At 58.2% G+C, this 23010-nt stretch carries 27 protein-coding genes and 1 tRNA gene; 20 read left to right on the top strand and 8 right to left on the bottom strand.

What is annotated here, in order from left to right:
• Window positions 1–70 precede the first annotated feature (70 nt).
• From AB7C87_RS17055 to AB7C87_RS17045, 3 genes are read left to right on the top strand one after another with little or no spacing between them, the layout of a single operon-like run.
• A complete protein-coding gene (locus AB7C87_RS17055; RefSeq protein WP_369730697.1) occupies window positions 71–3082 on the top strand; it encodes an outer membrane protein assembly factor BamB family protein in 3012 nt (1003 codons plus the stop codon).
• Window positions 3082–3450, top strand: coding sequence for a hypothetical protein (locus AB7C87_RS17050; protein WP_369730696.1), 369 nt, complete (start codon window positions 3082–3084; stop codon window positions 3448–3450). The genes AB7C87_RS17055 and AB7C87_RS17050 overlap by 1 nt, the downstream gene beginning before the upstream one ends.
• Window positions 3447–3797 (top strand): hypothetical protein, encoded by a 351-nt coding sequence (locus AB7C87_RS17045; protein WP_369730695.1) that lies wholly within the window; start codon window positions 3447–3449, stop codon window positions 3795–3797. The genes AB7C87_RS17050 and AB7C87_RS17045 overlap by 4 nt, the downstream gene beginning before the upstream one ends.
• Window positions 3798–3807: 10 nt before the next feature.
• On the opposite strand, the gene AB7C87_RS17040 is transcribed toward AB7C87_RS17045, so the two are convergent.
• A complete protein-coding gene (locus AB7C87_RS17040) occupies window positions 3808–4173 on the bottom strand; it encodes a hypothetical protein (protein ID WP_369730694.1) in 366 nt (121 codons plus the stop codon).
• The gene (locus AB7C87_RS24225; protein ID WP_440590512.1) at window positions 4170–4319 is read right to left on the bottom strand and encodes a DUF7563 family protein; all 150 of its coding nucleotides are present in this window, start codon (window positions 4317–4319) and stop codon (window positions 4170–4172) included. Before AB7C87_RS24225 ends, AB7C87_RS17040 begins: the two co-directional genes overlap by 4 nt.
• Before the next feature lie 119 nt (window positions 4320–4438).
• On the opposite strand from AB7C87_RS24225, the gene AB7C87_RS17035 reads away from it, so the two are divergent.
• The 5 genes from AB7C87_RS17035 to AB7C87_RS17015 all read left to right on the top strand — a co-directional run bounded on the left by AB7C87_RS17035 (window position 4439) and on the right by AB7C87_RS17015 (window position 8649).
• Complete coding sequence (locus tag AB7C87_RS17035; protein WP_369730693.1) at window positions 4439–4636, top strand: DUF8053 family protein; 198 nt, start codon at window positions 4439–4441, stop codon at window positions 4634–4636.
• Between the two features lie 83 nt (window positions 4637–4719).
• Window positions 4720–5934, top strand: a complete 1215-nt coding sequence (locus tag AB7C87_RS17030) for a hypothetical protein (RefSeq protein WP_369730692.1) — start codon at window positions 4720–4722, stop codon at window positions 5932–5934.
• A 487-nt stretch (window positions 5935–6421) separates the two neighbouring features.
• A complete protein-coding gene (locus AB7C87_RS17025) occupies window positions 6422–7039 on the top strand; it encodes an AN1-type zinc finger domain-containing protein (protein ID WP_369730691.1) in 618 nt (205 codons plus the stop codon).
• Between the two features lie 261 nt (window positions 7040–7300).
• Window positions 7301–8140, top strand: coding sequence for a hypothetical protein (locus tag AB7C87_RS17020; protein WP_369730690.1), 840 nt, complete (start codon window positions 7301–7303; stop codon window positions 8138–8140).
• Entirely contained in the window at window positions 8137–8649 is a 513-nt protein-coding gene (locus AB7C87_RS17015) for a hypothetical protein (protein ID WP_369730689.1), read from the top strand. The genes AB7C87_RS17020 and AB7C87_RS17015 overlap by 4 nt, the downstream gene beginning before the upstream one ends.
• A 221-nt stretch (window positions 8650–8870) precedes the next feature.
• Here AB7C87_RS17015 and AB7C87_RS24270 read toward each other — a convergent pair whose 3' ends face one another.
• The 3 genes from AB7C87_RS24270 to AB7C87_RS17005 form a co-directional block, all read right to left on the bottom strand.
• Window positions 8871–9137: a winged helix-turn-helix domain-containing protein gene (locus AB7C87_RS24270; RefSeq protein ID WP_502260629.1), complete on the bottom strand. Its 267-nt coding sequence runs from the start codon at window positions 9135–9137 to the stop codon at window positions 8871–8873.
• Window positions 9138–9167: 30 nt separating this feature from the next.
• Window positions 9168–9812: a hypothetical protein gene (locus AB7C87_RS17010; protein ID WP_369730688.1), complete on the bottom strand. Its 645-nt coding sequence runs from the start codon at window positions 9810–9812 to the stop codon at window positions 9168–9170.
• Window positions 9813–9910: 98 nt separating this feature from the next.
• On the bottom strand, window positions 9911–10222 hold the full coding sequence (locus AB7C87_RS17005; RefSeq protein WP_369730720.1) for a winged helix-turn-helix domain-containing protein: 312 nt from the start codon (window positions 10220–10222) through the stop codon (window positions 9911–9913).
• Between the two features lie 211 nt (window positions 10223–10433).
• On the opposite strand from AB7C87_RS17005, the gene AB7C87_RS17000 reads away from it, so the two are divergent.
• From AB7C87_RS17000 to AB7C87_RS16980, 5 genes are all read left to right on the top strand, one after another.
• Window positions 10434–10859: a hypothetical protein gene (locus AB7C87_RS17000; protein WP_369730687.1), complete on the top strand. Its 426-nt coding sequence runs from the start codon at window positions 10434–10436 to the stop codon at window positions 10857–10859.
• Complete coding sequence (locus AB7C87_RS16995) at window positions 10856–11572, top strand: hypothetical protein (protein ID WP_369730686.1); 717 nt, start codon at window positions 10856–10858, stop codon at window positions 11570–11572. The genes AB7C87_RS17000 and AB7C87_RS16995 overlap by 4 nt, the downstream gene beginning before the upstream one ends.
• A gap of 442 nt (window positions 11573–12014) precedes the next feature.
• Entirely contained in the window at window positions 12015–12335 is a 321-nt protein-coding gene (locus AB7C87_RS16990; RefSeq protein ID WP_369730685.1) for a hypothetical protein, read from the top strand.
• A 158-nt stretch (window positions 12336–12493) separates the two neighbouring features.
• Entirely contained in the window at window positions 12494–12670 is a 177-nt protein-coding gene (locus tag AB7C87_RS16985) for a hypothetical protein (RefSeq protein WP_369730684.1), read from the top strand.
• On the top strand, window positions 12667–13674 hold the full coding sequence (locus AB7C87_RS16980; protein ID WP_369730683.1) for a tyrosine-type recombinase/integrase: 1008 nt from the start codon (window positions 12667–12669) through the stop codon (window positions 13672–13674). Before AB7C87_RS16985 ends, AB7C87_RS16980 begins: the two co-directional genes overlap by 4 nt.
• Window positions 13675–13787: 113 nt before the next feature.
• Here the strand turns inward: AB7C87_RS16980 and AB7C87_RS16975 are convergent.
• Window positions 13788–13859 (bottom strand) — tRNA-Ala (locus AB7C87_RS16975).
• Between the two features lie 263 nt (window positions 13860–14122).
• Here AB7C87_RS16975 and AB7C87_RS16970 point away from each other — a divergent pair.
• The 5 genes from AB7C87_RS16970 (at window position 14123) to AB7C87_RS16950 (ending at window position 19467) form a co-directional block, all read left to right on the top strand.
• Window positions 14123–14593: a 30S ribosomal protein S15 gene (locus AB7C87_RS16970; protein ID WP_369730682.1), complete on the top strand. Its 471-nt coding sequence runs from the start codon at window positions 14123–14125 to the stop codon at window positions 14591–14593.
• The gene (locus AB7C87_RS16965) at window positions 14594–15817 is read left to right on the top strand and encodes an exonuclease (RefSeq protein ID WP_369730681.1); all 1224 of its coding nucleotides are present in this window, start codon (window positions 14594–14596) and stop codon (window positions 15815–15817) included. It begins immediately after the preceding gene.
• Entirely contained in the window at window positions 15814–16143 is a 330-nt protein-coding gene (locus AB7C87_RS16960; RefSeq protein WP_369730680.1) for a KEOPS complex subunit Pcc1, read from the top strand. Before AB7C87_RS16965 ends, AB7C87_RS16960 begins: the two co-directional genes overlap by 4 nt.
• Window positions 16140–16781: a 30S ribosomal protein S3ae gene (locus AB7C87_RS16955; protein WP_369730679.1), complete on the top strand. Its 642-nt coding sequence runs from the start codon at window positions 16140–16142 to the stop codon at window positions 16779–16781. Before AB7C87_RS16960 ends, AB7C87_RS16955 begins: the two co-directional genes overlap by 4 nt.
• Window positions 16782–17088: 307 nt before the next feature.
• Complete coding sequence (locus AB7C87_RS16950) at window positions 17089–19467, top strand: PAS domain-containing protein (RefSeq protein ID WP_369730678.1); 2379 nt, start codon at window positions 17089–17091, stop codon at window positions 19465–19467.
• Window positions 19468–19961: 494 nt separating this feature from the next.
• On the opposite strand, the gene truD is transcribed toward AB7C87_RS16950, so the two are convergent.
• Window positions 19962–21329: a tRNA pseudouridine(13) synthase TruD gene (gene truD / locus AB7C87_RS16945; protein ID WP_369730677.1), complete on the bottom strand. Its 1368-nt coding sequence runs from the start codon at window positions 21327–21329 to the stop codon at window positions 19962–19964.
• Window positions 21330–21724: 395 nt separating this feature from the next.
• Between truD and AB7C87_RS16940 the strand changes: the two genes are divergently transcribed.
• Both AB7C87_RS16940 and AB7C87_RS16935 read left to right on the top strand, forming a co-directional pair.
• Complete coding sequence (locus tag AB7C87_RS16940; RefSeq protein WP_369730676.1) at window positions 21725–21925, top strand: hypothetical protein; 201 nt, start codon at window positions 21725–21727, stop codon at window positions 21923–21925.
• A gap of 164 nt (window positions 21926–22089) precedes the next feature.
• Entirely contained in the window at window positions 22090–22446 is a 357-nt protein-coding gene (locus AB7C87_RS16935; RefSeq protein WP_369730675.1) for a DUF7344 domain-containing protein, read from the top strand.
• A 131-nt stretch (window positions 22447–22577) separates the two neighbouring features.
• Here the strand turns inward: AB7C87_RS16935 and pth2 are convergent, their stop codons facing one another.
• On the bottom strand, window positions 22578–22916 hold the full coding sequence (gene pth2, locus AB7C87_RS16930) for a peptidyl-tRNA hydrolase Pth2 (protein ID WP_369730674.1): 339 nt from the start codon (window positions 22914–22916) through the stop codon (window positions 22578–22580).
• Between the last annotated feature and the right edge of the window lie 94 nt (window positions 22917–23010).

The raw sequence follows: 23010 nt of genomic DNA, 5'->3' as shown, positions 1-23010 counted from the left end.
CCCGGTACCGCCGGTCTCTGTCGGTTACGTCCGACCGATAGCGATCTTACTACTGCTCGTCGTGAGCGTGATGAGTGGGCCACTGGTATTGACCGGCTTCACCGCAACTGACGGGGTAGCCGTTGCAGAGGAAAACGACGACGAGATAGAGGTCGTCTTTGGTACTGGTGGTGACGGATCTGTCGCGGCAATCGATGGTGAAACGGGCGAAACGCTTTGGTCTGATTCGATCAGTGGCGATCCAGTACCCGCAAGCGCCGTTTCACAGGACGGTGAGACGGTCTATGCAGGTGATCAAAGCGGCCAAATTGTCGCTTTCGACGCGACAACCGGTGAGGAGCAGTGGACGTTCGAGTGGGACGGTGCAGAGTATCCGCAGGTGATCAGTCTGTACGCGGCCGACGGCGAACTCTTCGCAGGGACCGGTGGGCTGTCAGGAGAGGGAACAAGAATCCTCTCGATCGACAAAGGCGACCAGTCTCTGAACTGGGTAAGCGATCCGTACGATCAATCTCCAGAGGAACTCGCGATGACCCAAGGGGAATTGTACGCGATCATCGGCGGAACGCGCGGAACGCCCGCCGGACAAATCGTCCACGTTGACCAGACGTCTGGCGAGCCACACTGGATCAAAGACCTCGACTCAGGCAGTGGGTTGGGTCTCCACGTCGATAGCGAGGGGATCTACACCTCTTCAAGACACGACAACAATGTCAGCGCCTTCGATCGGGATACCAGGGATTTGCAGTGGGCGTTCACGGAGGTAGATAGCCCCCCAAACGCGATGAAGCACCGGCCGGGGAGCGACGAGCTGTTCGTCGGCGACGGTGACAACACGTACGTTCTCGACAAGAATAGCGGCACCCTACAGAAGACGTACTCGATCGGACCCAACGCGATGGCGTTTGGTCAGACAGGGGATAACTTGTACGCAGAAGAGATCGGAACTGGGAATACGATCGTTGGAGCGGATGCCGATACCGGTGAAGTGTTCTGGAGCAACAGCGCGTTAGATCGAAACGTCCGATCGATATCGACGACTCCAACGTACGAGCCGACCGGGATCGAAGGCCAGGTCGTCGACTTGCCACAGGGTGAAACCATCCCCGGACCGATCGACGGTGAGAACCGCACGGCGGTTCCGAACGCTACCGTCGAAATCTGGAGCGAAGACGGAACGGAACTCATCGACTCGATGGAAACCAACGAACAGGGTCGGTGGGCGACCACTGAGATAACGACCGACGACGACGTCGGGTTCTACGACACGCGCGTCTACGTCGGTGGAGAACGCCGCTGGGACGAAACATCGGCTTTCCCGTCGGAAGGTGATCACACCTGGATGTTCGTCCCGATGTCCGATCCGGAGTTGTCGAATCCCACGCCGTCCGACGACTTCGACATTCCCGGCGTCTCGGCTGGTACCGAACTCGAGGTGACGGTCACCGATCCGGACTTCCCGAGTTCGCACGTCCACGTCGAGTTCTACGACGGCGACGACGAGTTCATCGGTGACGATCTGGTGTTCGTCAACGAGAGCGGCGGATCGGCGACGGCCTCGACACCGTGGTTCGACGCGAACGAGCAGGGCGTCTACGAGTGGTATGCCGTCGCTTCGGATCCATACCTCTCGACGAACGATTCACAGACCGACATCAACACGTTCGAGATTCGGGACGATCCGCCGATCGTCTACGACTCCAGCGCATCGCCCGACGGTGAAACCGTCTCGGGAGACGTCGAGTTGTCGATCGACATCGACAACCCGAACTTCCCCGACGACGACGTTACCGTCGAATTCTATCGCTACGACACGGGCGACCCCGAAGTCGACGAGCTGATCGGCTCGGATACCCTCGAGAGCAACGGGACTGCCTCGACGAGTTGGCCGGTGACCGACGAATCCCTCGAGTGGTACGTGGTTGCCGAAAGTGAACTGGGTCACGTCGTCTACTCGCGGATCTTCTCGTTCGGCGTTGCTGGCGATCTCGAGATCCGAGACGCGACGAGTGGCGAGTTAGTTGACGATCGAACGGTCAAAGTCGACGTCACGGCACCCGGTCGGAGCTACACGACCAACCTGACCGACGGCGTCTTCGACATCAGCAACCTCGAGGCTCACGACGAAACCGTCCGGTTCGACATCACCGCGATGGACTACTACCCGCGCGTTGTTGAGCTTCGCTCGACCGTCGGCGGGGAAACCGTCTATCTGGAACGCGGGCCAGACTGGGAACCGAACCCGCCACCTGACGAGGACGACCCCGAAGACACTCCCGACCACGAAGAAGACGAGGACAAGGTCCTCGTCCGGTTCGAACTCACCGATCACACCGGGGATTTCCCACCGGAGGACACGACGCTACGGGTGAGCCAGCGCGTCGAAAACGAGACGCGCTTGGCACACAGCGAGACGTTCGGCCCGATCAACCGCGTCGACGTCGTCATGAACCGGAACGAACGCTACCAGCTCGAAGCCGTCAGTGACGACGGTGGCGTTCGTAGCCTCGGCGGATTCACCGCGAGCGAGTCGGAGGTCGTCCCGCTCGAAATCGGCCAGTTGTCGTGGCCGGTGCCGGTCGAGGATGGCTACGAGTTCGACGCCCGGTTCGACGAGGACACCGGCGACCTGGATATCCGCTGGATCGACGACGACGGACTCACCCGGCCGCTTCAGATCACCGTCAGCGACTACGAGACCGGACAGACGGTGTTCAGTGATACACACCCCTCGTTCCTCGGGGAGTACCGGACCCAAGTCGAACTCGATGGTGATCGCACGTACGAAGTCGAGGCGATCGCGACTCGAGACGGCGAGACTATCCACCTGACTCGAGTCGTCGGACCGACGGATATGGACGTCGAGCCGCTGCTCGGCCCGATGGCGATGGCCGGTATCTCCGCGATGGCGATCGTCGTCGTCGCGGGGATCGTCGGCGGACGGCTGTCTTCGATGGGCGCGGTGATCGTTTCCTCGTTCGCCGGCCTGCTGGCTGTGATGGGGTGGTTCCCGATCCCGTGGCCGGCGGTCGTCGTCGCGTTCGTCATCTCGGTGCTGTTCTACGTAGGTGATCGGACGTGATGAGCACCCGCGCGCTGGCCGTGTTCATCGTCTGTCTCGCGGCCAGCACGGCGTTCGTGTCGGCGATCGGCTTCTCCGCTGTCATCGGCGAGACCGAAGTCGGTGTCGAGGAGCGCGTCAACGAGACCGAAGAAGAGCTGCGGGACGTCGCTCCCGACGACGAGGACCGGTCCGATGAGGGTCTATTGGCGTTGACCTACGGGGCGATGAGCATCCTTCGCGACGTTGCGGGGATGATTTTCTTCTTACCCCAGGTGTTGCACAACCTGGGCCTTCCGCGGGCCGCAGCGACGTTCATCGCTGCGCCTGTGTACGTCGTCGTCGGGTTCGCACTCGTCGAGTTTGCTCGAGGTGATCGAATCCGATGAGCGACGAGTACGACGACGTCCCTGGATCGGATCCGAGCGACCTCCCGGAGAGAACGGAAGGTCTCGAGGGGCTGGTGCAGGGTGAAATCATCGAGTTGATGCTCTCGCCGTACCTGGACACGCTCGGTCCTGTGTTTGCCGTGGTGCTGATCGCCGGCGTCTTCGCGATGCTGTGGATCTGGTCGGGCGACATCTCGCTCCCGGTCGTCGTCTCGATTCTGCTCTCGGCGCTGCTGGTGACGGTGTTACCGTGGCAGCTCGTCGGGCTCCTCGAGGACTTGATCATCATCGGGATGGCCGTCGCGCTGTTCTCGGCCTGGTGGATGCGTACCGGAGGGTTACGATGACGGGGACGGCCTATTCTCGATAGAACGCAGTGACGTCGCGCGGACTTGGCGTCGCAAAGACGATCCAGCCCAACACCAGATACAGATCGACGGGATTGGTTACGACGGGATACCATCCCAATCCGACGATCGTGACGAACGCGACTGCGTAGCCAACGACCGTGGGGGCGAGCCCGACCCAGAGGTCGATGAGCCGATTCGGGTTCGTGAACGAGATCGATACGCGAGGTGGGTACACCGAAAGGGTCGCATCGCCGCTCCACGGGAATGCGGCCAGATAGTGAGCCAGTTCGTGAAGGAGTACCCACGGAAACAGCGCGATTACAGAAACGAGTCGGAGGCAGCCGACTACCAACGAGGCTGGGCGTTGAATCACAGTTGCGGCGGTGCCGTCCGTTGGATATGTGAATCCGGCGAGCGACCGGAACACGCCGGACACTCGTGAACGTTCCCCTGGTTATCCCCGAACACGCGGCAGAACCGCCGCGATACCGGTGCGCCACACGAGAGACACCGTTTCATATCCGGACTGTCGACCCCCGTTGCTCGAGACCACGTGCGTCGAGAAAGGAGAATGGAATATCATAGTCTCGTACTGGTGAGACCAATAGTTAAGCAGAGTCGGGCAAGTATTTGAACTCATGCCGATCCACAAGTTGGTTCAAGTTGGTCGTACGTCGGGCGGTGTCGTGCTTCCGAAGAGCGAGCTTCGGGCGCTTGGCTTGGTGGACGAGGACGGCAACGTGAAAGATCAGCCGGTTCGGGTGACGCAGACGGACGAAAAGACGTGGGAAGTAGCGGTCATTGATCCTGACGACTATCCGGTTTGTAATGGATAGGGAATACTTTTGCCAAGTGAATATTCTCTATAGAATATTTGAATAGAGTGAAAAGAACGTGCAAAATACCAATAAGCTACTTGATGGATAAATCTTTAATCAAGGATGTGATCAAGAAATATCGTTCATCATCAAGTGTAACTGTATTCGTTTTTGTGTTTGCGATTGTATTAGGGGTAGTCAGTGTATTTGCATATTTTTTCACTGACGCTCAGCTTATTGAAGTCATAGGGGTGATTGCAACAAGCACTCTATATGCAATTCTAGTCATCATGTATGACCAACAAAAGTCAATCCAAGAGGAGCAAACAGAGATCCAAATTCAGCAAGCAAACATCCAAGAGGATCAGAAAAACCTAAAATCATTAGAATATTCTCCACACATACGTCGGAAAGAATGGGACGAAGGTGAATTCGATCAAATATATATGGAAATAAAGAATATAGGAAAAGGATATGCGAGCGATCTCAGATTAGAATCTAGAGCAAAGTGTATTAGTCCGACCTACAATCTTAACCCGTATCGTGCGCCTCTTTATCGAATAAAAGATGAGAAGGTAGAACTACAAATGGCGGATCTTGAGCCAGGAGAATCAGGTACATTTCTAACTTATGTTGGAATTGAGATGATGTCAGAAACAACATTTTCTGATACGCATTCTCCGTTTACTTGTGCAGTAAATAAGCTCAGTAGTACCCAGATTTCACTAATCGAATGGGAACTTGATGTCATCTATACAAACCCCTTAGGGGAAGAGAACTCAGAAACGATATTGTCAACCACATTAGATGCGTCTGAAGGAATATCTCTTACAAGAGCCTTTCATAATCCTCATAAAAGAATGGTGGCGTCACGGTTCAAGATGATGGCAGAACGGCAAAAAAGAAATTCAAAGCTAAATCGGATTAATAGTGAGGTTGAAGACATTCTGGAACCAGATGATGACAACCCCTCTGTACAAGTATCAGGCCCACCATTCCCAGTGACAAAAGATCCGCTGCGATTTATGGTGACTCTTAAATGCGAATTGGGTTGTGCTGACCAAGTGAACATCTATGTTTCTGGTGAGAAAATAGCTACCTTTGACGAAGGAAATGCAGGAGAGAAGGTTACATACAAAGCTAGTGACGAGGAAAGAATTACAGAATTTGGTACAGTAGTTCAATCAACCGCGATAATTGATGGTGAGGAGTATAAATTAGACTGCCAGTCAGTTCCTGATCGACCTCCTGAGCGGTTCTATCAGCATACAGACTTTGAAGACATATCTAAATCTATTAAATCCAAATATAAATAAGATATAAAACAACACAGAATTGTGTTGTGGTTTTGAATTTAGTGTCGTGAAAGAGGCGGACCGGATCGATAATTCGGATACAAAGCTTCAACTGTCGCCTGCTGGGTTACTTGCCTGGAGTAGTGCATCTCCGAGCGTCAGACCTTCGCTCGCAGCGACTTCGTGGGCAAGTTCAATCGCTCGCTCTTCGCGATCACCGTCACAGTCCCAGCGGGCGTATCGAACGAGAGCATCGGCAACGAGTATGCAATCTTGTGAATCCCAATCCTGAGGCAATCGAATGTAGTTCATTTTTTGGAGTGGAATACAGCTTTGTTTAGAAAACTTTCGGCTGGAAATAGAGGGGACACACTCACGAAGAAGTTGATCTGACGGCCACGGCCGCTGTTCAACGTCGAAATCGCCTATTGGCTATTCTTCCCCTTCGCAAGTGATCTCTAATATTTCTCCTAAAATGTTATTAGCACTGCAAATTAGATAGCAGACAATGGGGCAGTGTGAGATTGAATCCTGCGGAAAAACGGAGAGTCTCATATATACCTGCAACTACTGCGGTGGGAAGTTTTGTGTTCAGCATCGACTTCCAGAACGCCATGACTGTATTTCTCTAGCGGTTGCTCGAACTCACGGTCCTGATTTCCGTACTGTAGATGATAACCTCAAAAGCACAAAGGAAACAACAGGTGGAGTGAGATCGGAGGATAGAGAAGTTTCTGAGCAACAGTGTTTGAATTGTAACACCCCTGTTTCTGAGGGTCAAGATCTCTGTCACTCATGCCGGCGGGTAGGGAATATTGCCAAATCACAAGGTGTGCACGAGAAAACAGAGAAGAAGTACTGCGATAAGTGCTCAAACCGAGTCCCGTCTAACAAAAACCTCTGCCTGGAATGTCGTCGAAAGGAGAAGACTATCGACTCGAGAAGCCCAGATGTGAAGCCAACTGGTGAGCTCAAGCGACCAGAAACGAATCGGAAGAGATCAGAACCAAATCAACCGTCTACATTGGGATTCTTTGACGAGCACACAACGGAGATCGTATTGATGCTGTTCGCTGTGTTCCTCGTCATTGGGGTTTGGGCGGCCGGAAATCTGGTTGTTGGTTGAATTTACCGGCTCTGTTGAAGTCCATGACTGATGATCGGTTATAGGGACTGAATATAAGGCGCGAATGTGGCACGAGATGAGACTGATTTGCGAAGGGAAGTTATCGGTCAGAACTGAGTATCTATGGAGTCATTGACGAAAACTGATATTCCTACCTCATAGGTCGGATAAGCTGAAATGGGGCGGTGAACCCTCTACTCGATGGCTGGCTCGAGTCATAATGTAGAAAGATTATTATTACTCGCGTAACTTAATTCGACAATGAAATTCCTCGTCTACACTGTAACCTCTCTGGACGATAATACCACTCTGGATGGGTTTGAAAAGGGGGTAGACAAGGATCTCGCCTGGGCCGTCAATCGTCTTGAGACGATGAATCTCGAACGTGTGATGGAGAACGAGACGATTAGTCTCTTGGTCGATAACGTAAACTACAAAAAAAGCACGGGTACTGTGACTGCAGACATTTATAAACAGGCCAACCCTCGAAGTGCGCTCCACCAGTTTGAGCAAGAGGGCGGTGAAGTGACGATTCAAGAAATCTTGTCAGAGCAAGAGGAAGCCTTTGTGAAGGGTCTTGTTGGAATGAAAAAAGTCGATGGTGAGCTACAGGCCGTCGTTGAGAAAGACTTTGGCTCCTACTTTTCTGCCGCGAGTAAAGGGTTCGACATCGTACCGCATTTTTCTGCGGAGGCGATCCAATCAATTCAAGACTCGGCAACAATCGGGAAGACAGAGTTGGATTTTGAGGATGACTACGATCTGACCGCATCTTTGTTCAAGCCACCTGAGGACGGCGATATTCGGCAAGAGGATGGGTTCGGGAACGTTGATGTGATGAATAAGCTCATGTCCGTCATGCGGATCTCACGGTCACACAGAATCACTCTGGATATTAACCGCCATGAGTGGCTGGACAACGTCGAGATGTTCGAGGAATTGATTCAGTCTGACCTCATTTCGACGATCCGAATTAAGGGTACTAAAGACGGCACGGTCAAAATTGGGAAAGGGCGTAATCGTGCAATCAGAGAGACTGTCGAGACCAGTGCAACCGGGAAGGCCTCTGTCAGCGAAGCGTTTGCCAAACTAACTGAATGATTCTCAACCTGATCCGGACCACGTTACAGATAGACGGCTATCTCAACGAACTCCGGTACCCCAAGACTAGGATGGCGATTTATCTCTTGACGAGCGTTATCGCCGGTGTTTGGTTATCCACCAGCACAAGAGCTACAGAGCTTCCTATCTTGACCTTGACCGCCATCCTGTTTGGATTCACAATTAACGCCGTAGTTATGTTGGGGAACTCATCTGAGCACTATCTTGCGAGCGAGACAAACCACAGTGAGCAGCTCAGGAAGTACTATCAGAAGTCCCTCCATATCTCGATTCACACTCTCGGTATCGGGATCATCACCATCATACTCACAGGAGTATTTCAGCTCTTCCCTAGGTTTAGTCTCTACACGATAGATGTGCAACTGATAGGTCACACTCTGAATTTCGAACTATTGGGAGCAGCTGTGTACTCTTTCACCGTCTACTATCTGATTGTCTTCTCAGTTGTTATTGCGTCGGTGGCGGAGTTGGTCAAAATACGAGTATAGCCGCTCTAGCTGGTGACTGTCACAAAGGAACAGTCCGTTGCTGTTCCGGAGCATCTCCTACTTGAAGTCGAATTCGACTGACTCACGGACTCGGAAACCGGTGATCAACAATACAAAGTCGGGTGCACGAAGTAACGTCTTCCCTGTGCTGTTTTCATGCTCTTTATTCAGCGCGAGAATCGCATCAAAATCAGAGGTTTCAACAGGCCAGTTTGCCCGAATCATCCGCGTAGCACCCGAGCTGACGGCCAGGGCCGATGCTCAACATCGAGATCGCCTGCCAAATATTCCTGACCCTCGCTCGTAATCTCGTACATAGTGCTATCTTCGAAAAGAGGGGCAATCAAACCGACCTGCGAAAGCATCTGACAGCGTTCTTCGATCCGGCGACGGGAAGCATCGAATCGCATTACTCGGGCCATGTGCCTCGGGGAGGACCACGAATCTTCTGCTAAGTGCTCGAGAATCCGTTCATCGAGTGTGCACATCCAGCGAGCAGGTTTTCGGTCTGCCATCTCTTACTTCGTCTCTGTTGATTGGGTCTCTACGACGTGTTTCACGACGCTATCTCGACTGAATTTTCTCACGAACTCTTGCGCGAGTCCACGGAGTTCGATACGCGATCTGCGATCGGCCCGATCGTAGCATTGCTCGAGACGGACCTTGTCGAAAATCTCCTGAATGTCGACTTGAGCTGTGCAAGTCGGTAATTCACCGGGCTCAGATCCGGTGTGGAGGATCCAAACGAGGCCGTCAGTCGCGATACCGAGAATGGGCCGATCGGTTGCATCCGTGATGTACGTGTACGACTCTTTTCGCGCGTTTCGAATTGCGCCTGGTTTCTTGACTTCGCCGAGATTTGTGATTTCGAGGTTTCGAGCGGTGAAGTCAGGATATTGTCCTTCGAGTCCGTTGAAGCCGGTTGGTTGAAACAGCGGCTCGTACCCGAGTACCCGTAGGACTGGATCGATCAGTTCGATTTCTATGAACCGTTCTGGTTTCTGCCCGAGTTTACTGCCGTCGAAAACTTCGGTTCTAGAAATAACTGCCGTTGCGTGCTTCTTGCCTGCCTGCACGTTCAGTTCGTGAACGAACTGCTCGATAACACGCGTGAGGTTCTGACATCGAGCATCGACCTGAATATTAGAGAGATCCTCTTGCATTCATGTACAGTCTTATTTTCTATCAAATGTAGCTATCGGCCATATCTAACGCCGGATTCGACGAGAAAATGGTGTGCTATCGTATAGCTAGGGCGAATTCACGTTTCAGTTGTTTCGGTCGGAACAGACGGGTTCACCGAATCGCTGTCGGTCAGGTAGACCTCGTTTTCAGCGTCGTATTCCTCATCGAGATACGCTTCACCTTCGTCCGTGATATCGTACACTCCATTTCCAATCGGCAGTAGTAGACCGTGATCCGCAAGTTTCTGGCAACGGCGCGAAACAGAAGAATGAGAAATACGAACGGCGTCCGCTTTTGCTAATTCACCAACAGGCTTTGCACCTTCATCACGAATGATCTCGAGTATCCGATCATCCCAGATGGTCATCCAGGTTCCCGATTGTCTCATTGCTTCCCAATTAGACATGGTCGTACCTACCTCTCAGGATCTTCTTACTAAATAGAACTTTGACCCTAATTGGTCAACCATTGCACTTATGCAATATGGGACTATAGTTAGAATCGCGGAGCTACTAAGTCGGCTGAAGATGACTCTTGTTGGTACGTGAAGACGGGCGGCGCGGCAACGCCGCCCAGAAGGTAGCTCCGTGGATCAGAGCATGAACCTTGGAACTACTGTGGGGCCGAAACCCCACGCACGGCAAGAGGTATCACCAGCAAATAGGTCTGACGCTCGCTGCGCCTGCGGCGCTCGAGCGGACGGCTACGACGCACGTCTCGGCGAACCTGCTTGTGAGCGCTGCGCTCGCGCTCAAGGAGACGGCGGCGTCTCGGACGAGATTGCGAACACACCGCGTCGACTTCGGGCCGCAACCGACGGCGGAGAAGAACGACCGCCGGCGGAACGGCAGGCTGACGCGCTCGAGGCGATCGTTGGAGAACTCCGCCACCAGAACGCCGCGCTCGCGGAGGTCATCAACACGCTCGACGCGATCCACGGTGAAGGATTCCGATCGCCGACGGCGATCCATACGGCGATCGACGACCACGCGGTTACCCGCCGCGCGCAGGGGGTGAGCCGATGAGGGACCGCGAACTCTATACCTGCGACACGCCCGGGTGCGATGGGCTGAAGGAGGTAATCACGCCCGACGGCTATGTCTGTCGCGACTGTGCGGACGAGCTGGCGAAGGGCTACGACGCAGAACCCGAGATGGTGGCCGACGGCGGGATCGGCGTCGACGAACTCCGCGAAGCCGTCGAGGAGATCGACGGCGGCGACCCCGAGAGCATCGTCACCGGCTTCGAGGCGTTCTTCGGCCACTTCGTCGTCGAAGACATCGACGTCGCACACGTCGAGGAGACGCTCGAGGAACACGGCTTCGAGGTGTCCACCATCGCAGACACTCCGTTTCCGCTGAGTCAGGTGAACGTCGAGATCGCCGACGATCCGGAGATTATGGCCGACGGCGGAACCGACTGGATCGATCTCACTGGATTCCAGCGGGATCTGCTCGAAACGATTGCTATCATCGAATCGATCGGTGAGGACCCCTACGGGCTCGCGATCAAGGAACGACTCGAAGAGGATCGTAAGGAGGTGCTACACAGCAGACTATACAATAACCTCGATGTCTTGATCGACGCCAGCCTTCTCGAGCGCAGCGAACTCGACGGTCGGACGAACCGCTACACGCTGACACCCGAGGCCAAAGCGATGCTCGAGGAGAGCATCTACCGCCGCGCGGAGGCGTGCGGGATCCAGGTCGCGGTCACCGACGGAGGTGGTGGCGAATGATTAACGCGGATGACCTCACGGATCAACAGCGAGAACGTCTCAATGAACGAGCTACTGATGCTGTTGCGGCAGTCTACGAGGAATTGGCAGCACGTTCTGTGAAGGAGCTTTGGGAACTCGAGAAAGAAAATCGCTCCGTGGAAAGCGGTTCAACAGATCGTCATTCGTCCGAGCTCATCAATGATCGAATATCGTCTTCACCCCACGGTAACAGTATAACAGGACCGTCTTCGATGCTACTAACCATCGTGTTCTCGCCGACCTCCAGTCCCGATCGTTCTAGAGCTGCTTTCGGGATTGTAACGACAACAGAGCTACCGTCGGTTCGGATCTTCCGCGTTGCGTGCATCTCAGCATCACCATCAGTACGCATGGGTTGCTTTTCACATTCGGATGTGTCATCTCTTTCGGTTGGAAATAACCGAAACGGAGGTGGCGGCGAGTGATCGAACTCTCGGAACTCTCCGACGAAGAGATCGAGGCCGTCGTCAACACGCGCGGGTTCCAGAAGATGCTCGCCTACCGACGACTCTCCGACGGCATCGACGTACTCGAGGACGAAGATCAGATCTTCGAGTCGATGGTCGCCTCGATCACGAAACAGCACTCGCAGGTTCGTTCCGAGGAAAGCACGCGAGAGTTCTTCCGACTCTTCCGCGGCGAGGTCGAGACGTTCACCGACGGCCTGGCCGACGAGGAGAACGGGGCCGACAACGGCGACCTCGAGGACCTGATCATCGACGACGGAGGTCTCCATGAGTGAGAACGGCCAGTCGCCCGCACGATCGCCGGGGGTAACTACAGAAAGCGATCAGCGCGGGCGGGACACTTGGCAGTTTGCGGCTTTCCCTACCGACTGTGTTCTTTGCGATTTCTCCGGAGAGACGCACGAGGAGTACGACCAACACATGGAGGAGGTCCATGAACGGTAACTGCACGACGAATACTGACCACGTCGGCGAAGCGCGCCGGATGGCGATGCGAACCATCGAAGACTGGGAGTACCTGAGCGATGAGGAGAAGCACGGAACGCTCCACGAGATTGTCGATCAACTCGCGAAAGCGGAGGCGGAAAACGACGAACGGGGTGAACCATGAGCGACGACCTCGAGCCGATTTCGCCCCGCGAAGCCGTCGACCTCTATGTCGCACACCGAGAACTCGAGGTGAGCAAGAAGACGCTGCAGAACCACAAGTACCGCCTCGATTCCTTCGTCGAGTGGTGCGAGGAGGCCGACCTCGAGAACCTCAACGACCTCACCGGCCGGGACCTCCACCGATTCCGCGTCTGGCGACAGCAGGACGTCAACCTCGTCACGCTCCGCGGCCAGCTCGCCACGCTTCGCGTCTTCCTCGAGTTCTGCGCGTCGATCGACGCGGTCGAACAGGGAATGCGCGAGCGGGTGAAGCTCCCCGAGGTCGACCGCGGTGAGGAAGCGCGGGACGCCATGCTCGACCAAGACCGCGCACACGCGATTCTGAGCTACCTCGAGCGATACAAGCGGGCGAGCCGCGAGCACGTCATCGTCGCGATCCTCTGGCACACGGGGATTCGCCTGGGCGGGCTCCGGGCGATCGACCTGGACGACTACGAGCCGGACGATCAGTGCGTCTGGTTACGCCACCGTCCCAAGATGGAGACGCCGCTGAAGAACAAGGAACCGGCCGAGCGCCCGCTCGCGCTCGACGACTACTACTGCGACGTCGTCGACGAGTACATCCGATTTCATCGCCACGACGTCGTCGACGAGCACGGCCGCGAGCCGCTCATCACGAGCGACCGCGGACGGCTCAGTTCCGGTCAGATCCGTTCGACGGTCTACCAGCTGACCCAGCCGTGTCTGTACGACGACTGTCCCCACGATCGCGATCCGGAGGACTGCGAGGCTCGGTTCTACGGCCACTACTCCGAGTGTCCGAGTAGCCTCTCACCGCACACCATCCGGCGCGGCTCGATCACCTACCAGCTCCGCGAGGACGTCCCCGAGGAGATCGTCAGCGATCGGTGCGACGTCTCCTCGGAAATCCTCGATCACCACTACGACCGACGCACAGACCGTGAGAAGATGGAACAGCGACGAAAATTCATCGCAGACTTGTAACCGAACATGACGTACGATCAGCGCGGAGAACGCATCGACTCGAACAGTGACATCAGAAAACCCCGAGGGAACGGATTTCGGGCGTTAGCGGCCCTGAAAACCTTTTTTGCTCATGGACTCGCCGGGATTTGAACCCGGGGCCTCTCCCATGCCAAGGGAGTGATCTACCTCTGATCTACGAGCCCTCGTTCGCACTCTCCACTTTTCCGGGCGAATAAATAAACCCCTCGAAACGCTCGAGCCGCGCCACGGAACCACAGGGTGGCACATCGATGGACATGGCAACGCTTTAGTCCGGGCCGACGGTACCGGTCTGTGGGAAGCGCACGGCCGCAAATCCGACTCGTCGTCCGCTCTTTCGGACGGCTTGGGATTGCGGAAGTGCACCGATAGCCGGGAGTCGGCTGTCGCACGTTTCGAGCGGTCAGTGCGGTTCCTATCCTCGAAAATGGCACGAATGCACACGCGCCGTCGCGGCTCGTCCGGTTCGGACAAGCCGGCGGCAGACGAACCACCGGAGTGGAGCGACGTCGACCCAGAGAAGGTAGAACAGCGGGTCGTCGAACTGGCGGAGCAGGGTCACGATCCGAGTCAGATCGGGATCAAGCTTCGCGACGAGGGCGTAACGGGAACGCCCGTCCCGGACGCCAAGTTGGCGACCGGGAAGAAGATTACCGAGATCCTCGAGGAGAACGACGCGAGAGCGGACGTTCCCGAGGACCTGCGTAACCTGATGGAACGTGCAGTGCGTCTGCGCGAACACGTCCGAGCGAATCCACAGGACTACCAGAACAAACGCGCCCTACAGAACACCGAGTCGAAGGTTCGACGTCTCGTCGACTACTACCGCGGCGACGAACTCGAGCCGGACTTCTCGTACTCCTACGACGTCGCGAAGGAACTCATAGACGAGAACTAGATGTCCACAGACGGTCGTTCCACGGACGCATCCGCCGCTTTCGACGTCGAGAGTGCGAACTTCGTTCAGCTCGTCACACGAGCGGACGGTGACGCGCTGGCGGCGAGCGGGCTCGTCGCGAGAGCGCTCGCTGGACGTGGAACGCCGTTTCAGGTGACGGTCACCGGGACCGTCACCGAACGAACCCGGCGAGTCCGAACGATGGCGGACGAATCCGCCAGCGCTCGAGATCTGACGCTTGCCGTCGGTGCGGTTGACGCGGACGTTCCGCGACTCGGCGCGCCGGATCGCCCCGCGACACTTGCGGCCGTCGATCTGGTGTGCAATCTCGACACCGAGCCCGACCCAGTGCTGGCGCTCGCCGGACTGGTGTCCGCCGGGGTCGATCCCGGCGCGGGCGAGAGCGAGTGGATCCTCGAGACCGCACGGGAACGCGGACTGGTCGATCGCCGACCGGGCGTCGCGGTTCCGACCCGTGATCCAGTCGACGGCATCGCACACTCGACGCGCCTCTCGGCGCCGTGGTCGGGCGATCCGGACGCGGCCCGAGCGGCGCTTGAGGCCGTCGACGTGGCGGTCGATTCGGTCGCCGATCTCGACGGCGACGACCGGCGGGCGATCGGCTCGCTCGTCGCCCTCGACGCGGTTGGCGCCGAGGGAGCGGTCGCGACAGCCGCTGAGTCGGTCGAACGGATCCTGCGGCCGTACGCGACGCCGGAGGGGCCGTTCGAGACGGTCGGCGGCTACGCCGACGTCCTCGAGGCGATCGCGCGGTCCGAGCCGGGGACGGGTGCCGCGCTCGCGATGGGCCACGACGCCCGCGAGCCGACACTCGCGGCCTGGCGCGAACACGGTCGAAGCGCACATCGTGCGCTCGCGGCGGCGTCGACCGGCCGGTACGACGGCCTGTCCGTCGTCGGCATCGACGACGGGCCGGTCGAGACGGTCGCCCGGATCGTCGCCGCCTACCGTGCTCCGGAGCCCGCGGTGCTCGCGATCGGTTCCGGAGAGGCCGCGATCGCGACCCACGGCCGCGAGTCGATCGCGGCGACCGTCGAACGCGTCGCCCGCGATCTCGCGGACGCGACACCTGACTCGAGTGAATCGAGAGAAGGGGACGAACCGAGCGTCGAGTACGACGTCGGACGTCGCCGAGGCTATCTGCGATACGACGCGTCGGTGGACGATTCGACGGTCATCGAGACGGTACGGGGTGTGCTATGAGTCGGCGAGCGACGATTCGAACGAGACACGACGAGTCCGAACTCCTCGCCCGGACACTGTGTCCGGACAACACCGACGAGATGGATACGGGCGTCGACCGAACGGGCGACGACGATGCGATCGTCACCCGAATCGAGCGCGAGACGACCGGCGGATTGCACTCGACGGTCGACGACTACGCGGTCAACCTCGAGGTGGCGATGGAGGTCGTCGAGTACGGACGAGAGACGCGGGACGACCGATCTGGGGACGATTCCGAGGACAGAGCGAACGACCGACGGACGCGGGAGGCGTCCGACAGTAATCACGAACACGATACACAATGAGTGAACGATCAGTTTCACGTGCGAAACAAGAAAAGCGGTGGTACACCATTCTGGCACCCGAGCAGTTCGACCGCCAGGAACTCGGTGAGACACCCGCTGACGAACCGGAAAAAGTCTACGACCGAACGATCGAGACGACGCTCGGCGAGTTGAACAACAACGCCAGCGAGAACAACACGAAGCTCACGTTCAAGGTGACCGACGTCGGGAGCGACTCGGCGTACACCGAATTCAAAGCGCACTCGCTGACCCGCGACTACCTGCGCTCGCTGGTCCGACGCGGCGCCTCGAAGATCGAGGCCTACGTCACCGTCCTCACGACGGACGACTACCGCGTCCAGATCCAGCCGGTCGCGTTTACGACGAAAAAGGCCGACGCGAGCCAGGAGCGAGCCATCCGCGAACAGATGGTCGAGATGGTCGAAGAGGCCGCCGCGGAGCGAACGTTCGAGGAACTCATCTCGAGCGTCGTCGAGGGTCGACTCTCCTCTGCAATCTACGGTGAATCGAAGACGATCTACCCGCTTCGACGCGTCGAGATCCAGAAGGCGACGCTCGAGGCCCACCCCGACGAAGTCGCGGAGGAAGAGGCGACCTCGGTCGACGTCGACGAAGGAGACGTCGCAGCAGAGAACTGAGTTCGACCGGTAGTCCCACATCGGTCCATCGGTTTCGATCGAGTGTGGCACCACCTGGTGTGTACTCCGATTTTTCGTGCGACCTTGACCACGCGACGTGTTGAACTGTGCCGTCGTGAGTTGTACGGCCGTCGTCCGGTTGCGACGGTGAGGTCTGTCGCGGTCGTAACTCTGGCCAGAACATTCATCCGTGCTGCACCTAAATTGTAAGATATTGTAACTAAATGTGCGTTTTGTCGCGTGATATGACACGAGAACCGATTTACGACCAGAATTATGTGCTGAATATGGTGGGGGAACAACTCTAATGGTTGATAATAATGCTAGATCGGTCTCGTCGCTTTCGGCGCGTTTCCTTCTCGAGACCACGGATCAACCGTGTCTAGTCGCGACGGTGACGGATCGACGGATCGTCTGGGCAAACGAGGCTGCGGAGGCCCTGTTCGACCGATCGGCGGCAGAACTGACCGACCGATCGTTGCTCTCTGTTCACCCGGCCGAGGAGCGTAAGGCGTACCGACGTGCACTCGCAAGTGAAGGAGAGGTCGAACGACTGGCGGACGGGTCGCCGCTTTCGGTCGAGTGTGGTGGCGCTCGTGAGCGGGTGAGCGTCCGAACGACACGCGTCGGCCGCGACGAGGACTTGCTCGTCCGGTGGTTCGACGTTCGCAGTACCGGGAAGAATCGATGCTTGGACCGTGACGAAGTCGCCGACGACGATTCGGGCCACGCGGATGACGGGACAGCCGCGGGAGTGGCGTCGGACGACCGCTCGGCGTCGATCGGCCAGACAGCGTACGAATCAGGCGGTAGTTGGCCGCGTCTCGAGGGGGTCGAGCGACGAGCACACCTGTTCGAGACGCTCCAGGAACTCGTCGACGTCGGCATTTGGGTGTACGACGTCGAGTCGGAGTCGCTCTGGTGGAGCGACCACGTGTTCGAGTTGTTCGACCGGTCGATCGACGACGACTCGGTCACCCAACCCGACCTCGAGGAAGCGCTCGAGGGATTTCACCCGGAGGATCGGTCGACGGTCAGAGTGGCCCTCGAGAGGGCGATCGAAGACGGCGAACCGTACGACGTCGTCGTGCGAATCGTGACCGACGACGGCGACACTCGCTGGGTTCGCGCTAAAGCCGAGTCTCGGTCGGTGGGCGATATCGACGCCGACTCCAACTCGCCGATCTGTGGGACGATTCACGACGTCACCGACAGGAAGGCTCGCGAGCGAGAGCGAGAGCGAGACCGGGAACGGCTCGAGGTGCTGTTCGACGAATCACCGGACGTGATCATCGTTCACGACGTCGGCGGGAACGTGATCGACGTCAACGAGAAACACCTCGAGAATCTCGGCTACGATCGAGAAGAGGTGCTCTCGATGCACGTTACCGAGTTCGAGACGGAGGCATCGCGGGTAAAACTCGAACGACTGTGGCGGGAGATGGACGTTGGCTCGCATCGGGAAATGATGGGGCGACACAGGCGAAAGGACGGATCGACGTTCCCCGTCGAGGTCTGGATGAACAAGATCGAGATCGACGGAGAGGAGCGGATCCTGGCCGTCAGTCGCGACATTTCGGAACGAAAGCGCAGGGAGCGAAAACTCGATCAGTTTCGCAAGGCGATCGAATCGGCTGGTCACGCGATCTTCTTGACTGATCGAGAGGGAACGATCGAGTACGTCAACCCCGCCTTCGAGGAGATCACGGGCTACGCGGCGAGCGAGGCCGCCGGCGAGACGCCGGCGATTTTGAACTCCGGGCGGATGGACGAGCGGTACTACCGGGAACAGTGGGAGACGATCCTCGCGGGCAAACGGTGGGACGAACAGATCGTCAACCAGCGCAAATCGGGCGAGACGTACCACGCTCACCAGACGATCGCCCCGATTACGGACGGGGACGCCGAGGCTGGGGATGGGGGTAACGGTACTGATGATAGTAGCGGCACCGACGGCGACCCCACCGTGACCGGGTTCGTTTCGATCCAGACGGACGTCACCGAACGGATCGAACAGGAACAGCAACTGAACACGCTGGATCGCGTCCTCCGGCACAACCTGCGGAATGGACTGAACGCGGTCAACGGGCACGCGGAGATAATTCGGGAAAATAGCTCCGACGACGTCGGATCCCACGCAACGGCCATCCTCGAGAACACGACCGAGCTACTCGAGACCGCGACGAAGGGACGGAAGATGACGACGGTACTCCTCGAACCGGATCGCCAGAAACCGATCGACGTTGCCTCGGCTGTCGAGAACACGGTCACGGCCGTCGGCGACGCGGATCCGGATGCAAATGTGACCGTAGACACACCAGATCAAGCGGTTGCGACCACCACGGACCGAATCGGCGACGCGGTCGCTGAACTGATCGAGAACGCGATCCATCACACCGATCGGGAGCAAGCGAGCGTTACGGTTTCAGTCGACGTCGATGAGACGGTTCGAATTCGCGTCGCGGACGACGGTCCCGGAATTCCCGAGATGGAACGCAACATTCTCGATGAGGTCAGGTCCGAAGACGACCTCTACCACGGGAGCGGGCTCGGTCTCTGGTTCGTCTACTGGGTCGTTCGGAAATCCGGCGGCCGGCTCACGTTCGAGGGGAACGATCCCCGAGGGAGTATCGTGGTGATCGAACTCGATCGGGCTCGCTCGGGGGAGTCGTCCTCACCGGCATGAGAGTTCAGAACGACTGCATCGATCAGTTCCTCCTTTGGTGACCGGGTGAGGCACAGTTTCGTTCGGGAGCATCGTCGAGGCGGAACCCGAACCACGCGACGATTGCCGAATTCTCGGTGGCCGAGACAGTGAGCCCGTAGGCGTCGACGATCGCGTGGCCGGCGTCTTCGATCGCGTCATACAGTTCGTCGAGTTAGCGTCGGCTTCTGGCTATCGTCATGCAGTGGCGGATCAGGTAGGCGAGGAGATCCTATCTGGCGTCCCCGGTGTATCCTCGTGATTGTTTCGTATAAAGACATCACCTTCTGACACCATCGGATAGCCGACTGTGTCGAGAGACGAGTCCCACCGATCACGGGCGAAGCTTCGAAGACGACTGGTTCGATGAAGAACGTTCGAGGACTGAGACGGTTTGCTGGGCCGGTGTTCCAGCACAACCGCCGTTTGAGTCGCGATTGCGCCGAAACTGGGGACAGCAGATCGTGCGAATGGTGTTATCCGAGATCGACGGGATCGACCTTCAGGTACTCCCGGGCGACGACGGTCGCGTACGATCCCTTCGGCAAGGAAAACGAGAGCGTCAGCGGGTCGTCGTCGAACTCGAGCGTCGTCCGGACGAGGATCGCACGGCGCGTGCCACTCGAGTGGAACTCGCCTGGAAGGTCGAAGTCGTCGGGTTCGAGGTCGAGATCGTCGAGTACGGCGCGCTCGATCTCGCCTTGTTCGCCGTCGGCGAGGTCGGTGTCGGTGCCGACGAGCGGGGCGGTCACGAACGCACGCCCGCGTTTGCAGTGTCGGGTCACCGAGTTCACGCGTCGGTCGTCGACGGGCTGGAGCCGATCGGTATCGGGGAGTTCGAGGCCGTCGGGTGCGTCCGTATCCGAAAAGCAGACGACGTCGCCGGCGACGGGCCGGTCGAACGCCAGGCCGCGCTCGAGTCGCTCGCTCAACATCAGGTTGAACGCGTACGACTGGGCGGCGTGGACGAACAGCCGCTGGAGATTCGAGGGGACGCGCTCGAGGGCGGCCCTGAAATCGCCCGATTCGGGCTCGCCGTCGCACTCGGCGAGTTCGTGGAGCATCGACCGCTCGTAGCGCAGACGGTTCGGAAATCGTTCGAGGGCCTCGTGCCAGTCCCGCGTCTCCTGGACGAATCGCCGGGCCTCTCGCGTCCCGTCGGGTTCGGCGTCGGTCGGGTTCCCGAGGTAGGCCATCACCGCTCCATCCCAGTCGCCGCGAACGATCTCGAGGCCGACCTCGTGGGTGACCGGCCGGCGGCTCCCGAACCGTTGCTGGCCGAAGAAGTTGGGAACGCCGATCGATCGGTCGGGGGTAGAATCCCCTCGGTCGTCACCGTCCGTCTCGAGCCCACCGAAGTCGCGTAGCTCGTCCGTGATCGCCGACGCATTCGCCGGTCGCTCGGGGTCAGTGACGACGATTTCGAAGGCGTTTCCGGCGAGGTCACCGAACTCGAGACCGCGCCCCGCGCGGCCGAGAGTCTCCAGGTCGGCGCCGTCGACATCGGGTAACTCCTCGGGATCGGCGCCGTAGACCGAGAACAACTGCGTCGTGACGGCGTACTTGTCCTTCGTCCCGGCCCAGTCGACCCGTTCGCGGGAGACGCCGAGTGCGTCGGAGAGTCGGGCGGCGAAGTCGTTCGTATCCCAACCCCGAAGCGTCGCCCGGAAGACGAGGTGGGGGTAGGCGTCGGTCGGGGCGTCGACCGGCTCCGTTTCGAATCGCTCGAGTTCGCGCACCCGGAACTGTTCGTCGTCCTCGCGCAGGCGGCCGCCGACGCCGTCGGCGTCACTGGCGTAGTAGGTCATGCCGACGGCCTGCTCTGTGGGGTGTGCCGGACGCATTCGTCGGACGCTTCGCACCGCCGGCGCAAAGAGTCGGCGGTTTGGGGCGAGCGCGATCGTTCCGGTGCGTTTCGGGTTCGTTCATAGGTCGGCCAGCGTTGGATCGCCGACGGATGCAAACGCCCGTCTCATACGATTTACTGACAGTATCATCTCCGGCGCGCCCGCGACCGGGGCGGCGGTTGCAACGGTGGACTCGCTGCACTCCTCCACCGAGACTCGTCTCACACGGTTTGACTCACCGCCGATACATCGGTACAGTAATCCGTATCAGGCGACAGCTTCGGCCGACTTCGTCGCGCCGACACGGTTATTATCGCTGCTGACTTCCGGGCGACAGGAGATCGAGCCGGCCTTGATCTACTTGTGCTATCATGGATTCGAACCCTACTCGGATGAACCGGGCTAACGCGACGAACGCCTTCGAAGCGGAGCTCGAACAGCTCGTAACCACGGCGTTCGCTCGAGGTGCCAGCATCGAGGCGGCGTGGTTGATCGAGACTCCCGTTTCGGACGCACCCGACTGGGTCGTGACGGTCGAAAAGCGCCCATCGCAAGGGAATTCGGGATTCGAACCGCGATTTCTCGAGGAGTAACACGAGGCCGTGACAATCACACGTTCCGAACAGTTATTTTCCCCCGGAATGACGAACAACAAAGGCTATATTGGTTGCGGTCTAGCCAAGACTGTACTCTGCTGAAGTCGGAACGTGAGAGTCGTCGGTAGACGGGAGCCGTGTAGGTGAAGTACGGAGACAGCATGAAGCCTCAAACACGTAATCCCAACGGTGGAGAGACCGGCACACCGCAGTTCGATGCCACGGACCTGTTCGCCGTCTTTTCGGCGGAGCGCCGGCAGTACGCGCTCGCGTATCTCACGCAGAAGCCGGCGGCGATTCCGATCGGGGATCTCGCTGAGTACATCGCACTCAGGGAGAGAGATCCCTCCTACGACCGATACGAGCGTATTCTGACCGACCTCTACCACAATCACCTGCCACGCCTGACCGGACTCGGGCTCGTTCGCTACGACGAGTCCGACGAACTCGTCGAACTCGCGGTCGAACGGTGTGTCGTCACGCCGTATCTCCAACTTGTGGAGCAAACTGACGCGTAATCGACGGTCTCAGGCCGTGTGCTACTCCATCGTCCGATGGTGAGACAAGAGATCGTCCGGTAGCGAGACAGGAGATCGCCCGCCCGGGACAGAGCAGGGTCGTCGCGTCCCCTCGAGACTTCTCGCCGAAATCAAAACAGAGAGAGATCGCCCGTGACGCGGTCGATCCGATCGTCCGCCGCCGGGCCGACCGCGAGCGCGGTCACGGTTCCGGGCTCGAGTTGGGTGTGTCCAGCGTCGCGGACGACGGCGTTTGGAATCCCCTCGCTGTCGGCGATCGCGGCGAGTTCGTGCAGTTGGCGCTCGCTTTTACCTTTCAGGACGACTTTCTTCTGTCCGCCGCGTTTCCACTGATCTCGAAGTTGACTGTCGGCCTTCTCGTAGGCCGAGAGCGACGCGTGTGCGACCTGTGCGGCGAGTTTTCCCTGTCCCATCCCGACGTCGGTACGGGCGACGATGGCCTGTTTCATGACCGACGTGACGTGGTCGCCGAGTATAATCTCGGTGATCCGCCCGCGCAGGCGACCGTCCGATTCTCACCCCATCGTCGGGACAATTCGGTAG

This window comes from Natrarchaeobius versutus (assembly GCF_041205745.1).
Classification (GTDB): Archaea; Halobacteriota; Halobacteria; order Halobacteriales; family Natrialbaceae; genus Natrarchaeobius; species Natrarchaeobius versutus.
This window is presented reverse-complemented; position numbering and strand designations above follow the sequence as displayed.

Bases quoted from the DNA above. Each gene is read 5' to 3' on its own strand.
- AB7C87_RS17055 (WP_369730697.1), top strand. From the start codon at position 71: ATGAGTGGGCCACTGGTATTGACCGGCTTCACCGCAACTGACGGGGTA.
- AB7C87_RS17050 (WP_369730696.1), top strand. From the start codon at position 3,082: ATGAGCACCCGCGCGCTGGCCGTGTTCATCGTCTGTCTCGCGGCCAGC.
- AB7C87_RS17045 (WP_369730695.1), top strand. From the start codon at position 3,447: ATGAGCGACGAGTACGACGACGTCCCTGGATCGGATCCGAGCGACCTC.
- AB7C87_RS24225 (WP_440590512.1), bottom strand. From the start codon at position 4,319: ATGAAACGGTGTCTCTCGTGTGGCGCACCGGTATCGCGGCGGTTCTGC.
- AB7C87_RS17035 (WP_369730693.1), top strand. From the start codon at position 4,439: ATGCCGATCCACAAGTTGGTTCAAGTTGGTCGTACGTCGGGCGGTGTC.
- AB7C87_RS17030 (WP_369730692.1), top strand. From the start codon at position 4,720: ATGGATAAATCTTTAATCAAGGATGTGATCAAGAAATATCGTTCATCA.
- AB7C87_RS17025 (WP_369730691.1), top strand. From the start codon at position 6,422: ATGGGGCAGTGTGAGATTGAATCCTGCGGAAAAACGGAGAGTCTCATA.
- AB7C87_RS17020 (WP_369730690.1), top strand. From the start codon at position 7,301: ATGAAATTCCTCGTCTACACTGTAACCTCTCTGGACGATAATACCACT.
- AB7C87_RS17015 (WP_369730689.1), top strand. From the start codon at position 8,137: ATGATTCTCAACCTGATCCGGACCACGTTACAGATAGACGGCTATCTC.
- AB7C87_RS24270 (WP_502260629.1), bottom strand. From the start codon at position 9,137: ATGTGCACACTCGATGAACGGATTCTCGAGCACTTAGCAGAAGATTCG.
- AB7C87_RS17010 (WP_369730688.1), bottom strand. From the start codon at position 9,812: ATGCAAGAGGATCTCTCTAATATTCAGGTCGATGCTCGATGTCAGAAC.
- AB7C87_RS17005 (WP_369730720.1), bottom strand. From the start codon at position 10,222: ATGAGACAATCGGGAACCTGGATGACCATCTGGGATGATCGGATACTC.
- AB7C87_RS17000 (WP_369730687.1), top strand. From the start codon at position 10,434: ATGAACCTTGGAACTACTGTGGGGCCGAAACCCCACGCACGGCAAGAG.
- AB7C87_RS16995 (WP_369730686.1), top strand. From the start codon at position 10,856: ATGAGGGACCGCGAACTCTATACCTGCGACACGCCCGGGTGCGATGGG.
- AB7C87_RS16985 (WP_369730684.1), top strand. From the start codon at position 12,494: ATGAACGGTAACTGCACGACGAATACTGACCACGTCGGCGAAGCGCGC.
- AB7C87_RS16980 (WP_369730683.1), top strand. From the start codon at position 12,667: ATGAGCGACGACCTCGAGCCGATTTCGCCCCGCGAAGCCGTCGACCTC.
- AB7C87_RS16970 (WP_369730682.1), top strand. From the start codon at position 14,123: ATGGCACGAATGCACACGCGCCGTCGCGGCTCGTCCGGTTCGGACAAG.
- AB7C87_RS16965 (WP_369730681.1), top strand. From the start codon at position 14,594: ATGTCCACAGACGGTCGTTCCACGGACGCATCCGCCGCTTTCGACGTC.
- AB7C87_RS16960 (WP_369730680.1), top strand. From the start codon at position 15,814: ATGAGTCGGCGAGCGACGATTCGAACGAGACACGACGAGTCCGAACTC.
- AB7C87_RS16955 (WP_369730679.1), top strand. From the start codon at position 16,140: ATGAGTGAACGATCAGTTTCACGTGCGAAACAAGAAAAGCGGTGGTAC.
- AB7C87_RS16950 (WP_369730678.1), top strand. From the start codon at position 17,089: ATGGTTGATAATAATGCTAGATCGGTCTCGTCGCTTTCGGCGCGTTTC.
- truD (WP_369730677.1), bottom strand. From the start codon at position 21,329: ATGCGTCCGGCACACCCCACAGAGCAGGCCGTCGGCATGACCTACTAC.
- AB7C87_RS16940 (WP_369730676.1), top strand. From the start codon at position 21,725: ATGAACCGGGCTAACGCGACGAACGCCTTCGAAGCGGAGCTCGAACAG.
- AB7C87_RS16935 (WP_369730675.1), top strand. From the start codon at position 22,090: ATGAAGCCTCAAACACGTAATCCCAACGGTGGAGAGACCGGCACACCG.
- pth2 (WP_369730674.1), bottom strand. From the start codon at position 22,916: ATGAAACAGGCCATCGTCGCCCGTACCGACGTCGGGATGGGACAGGGA.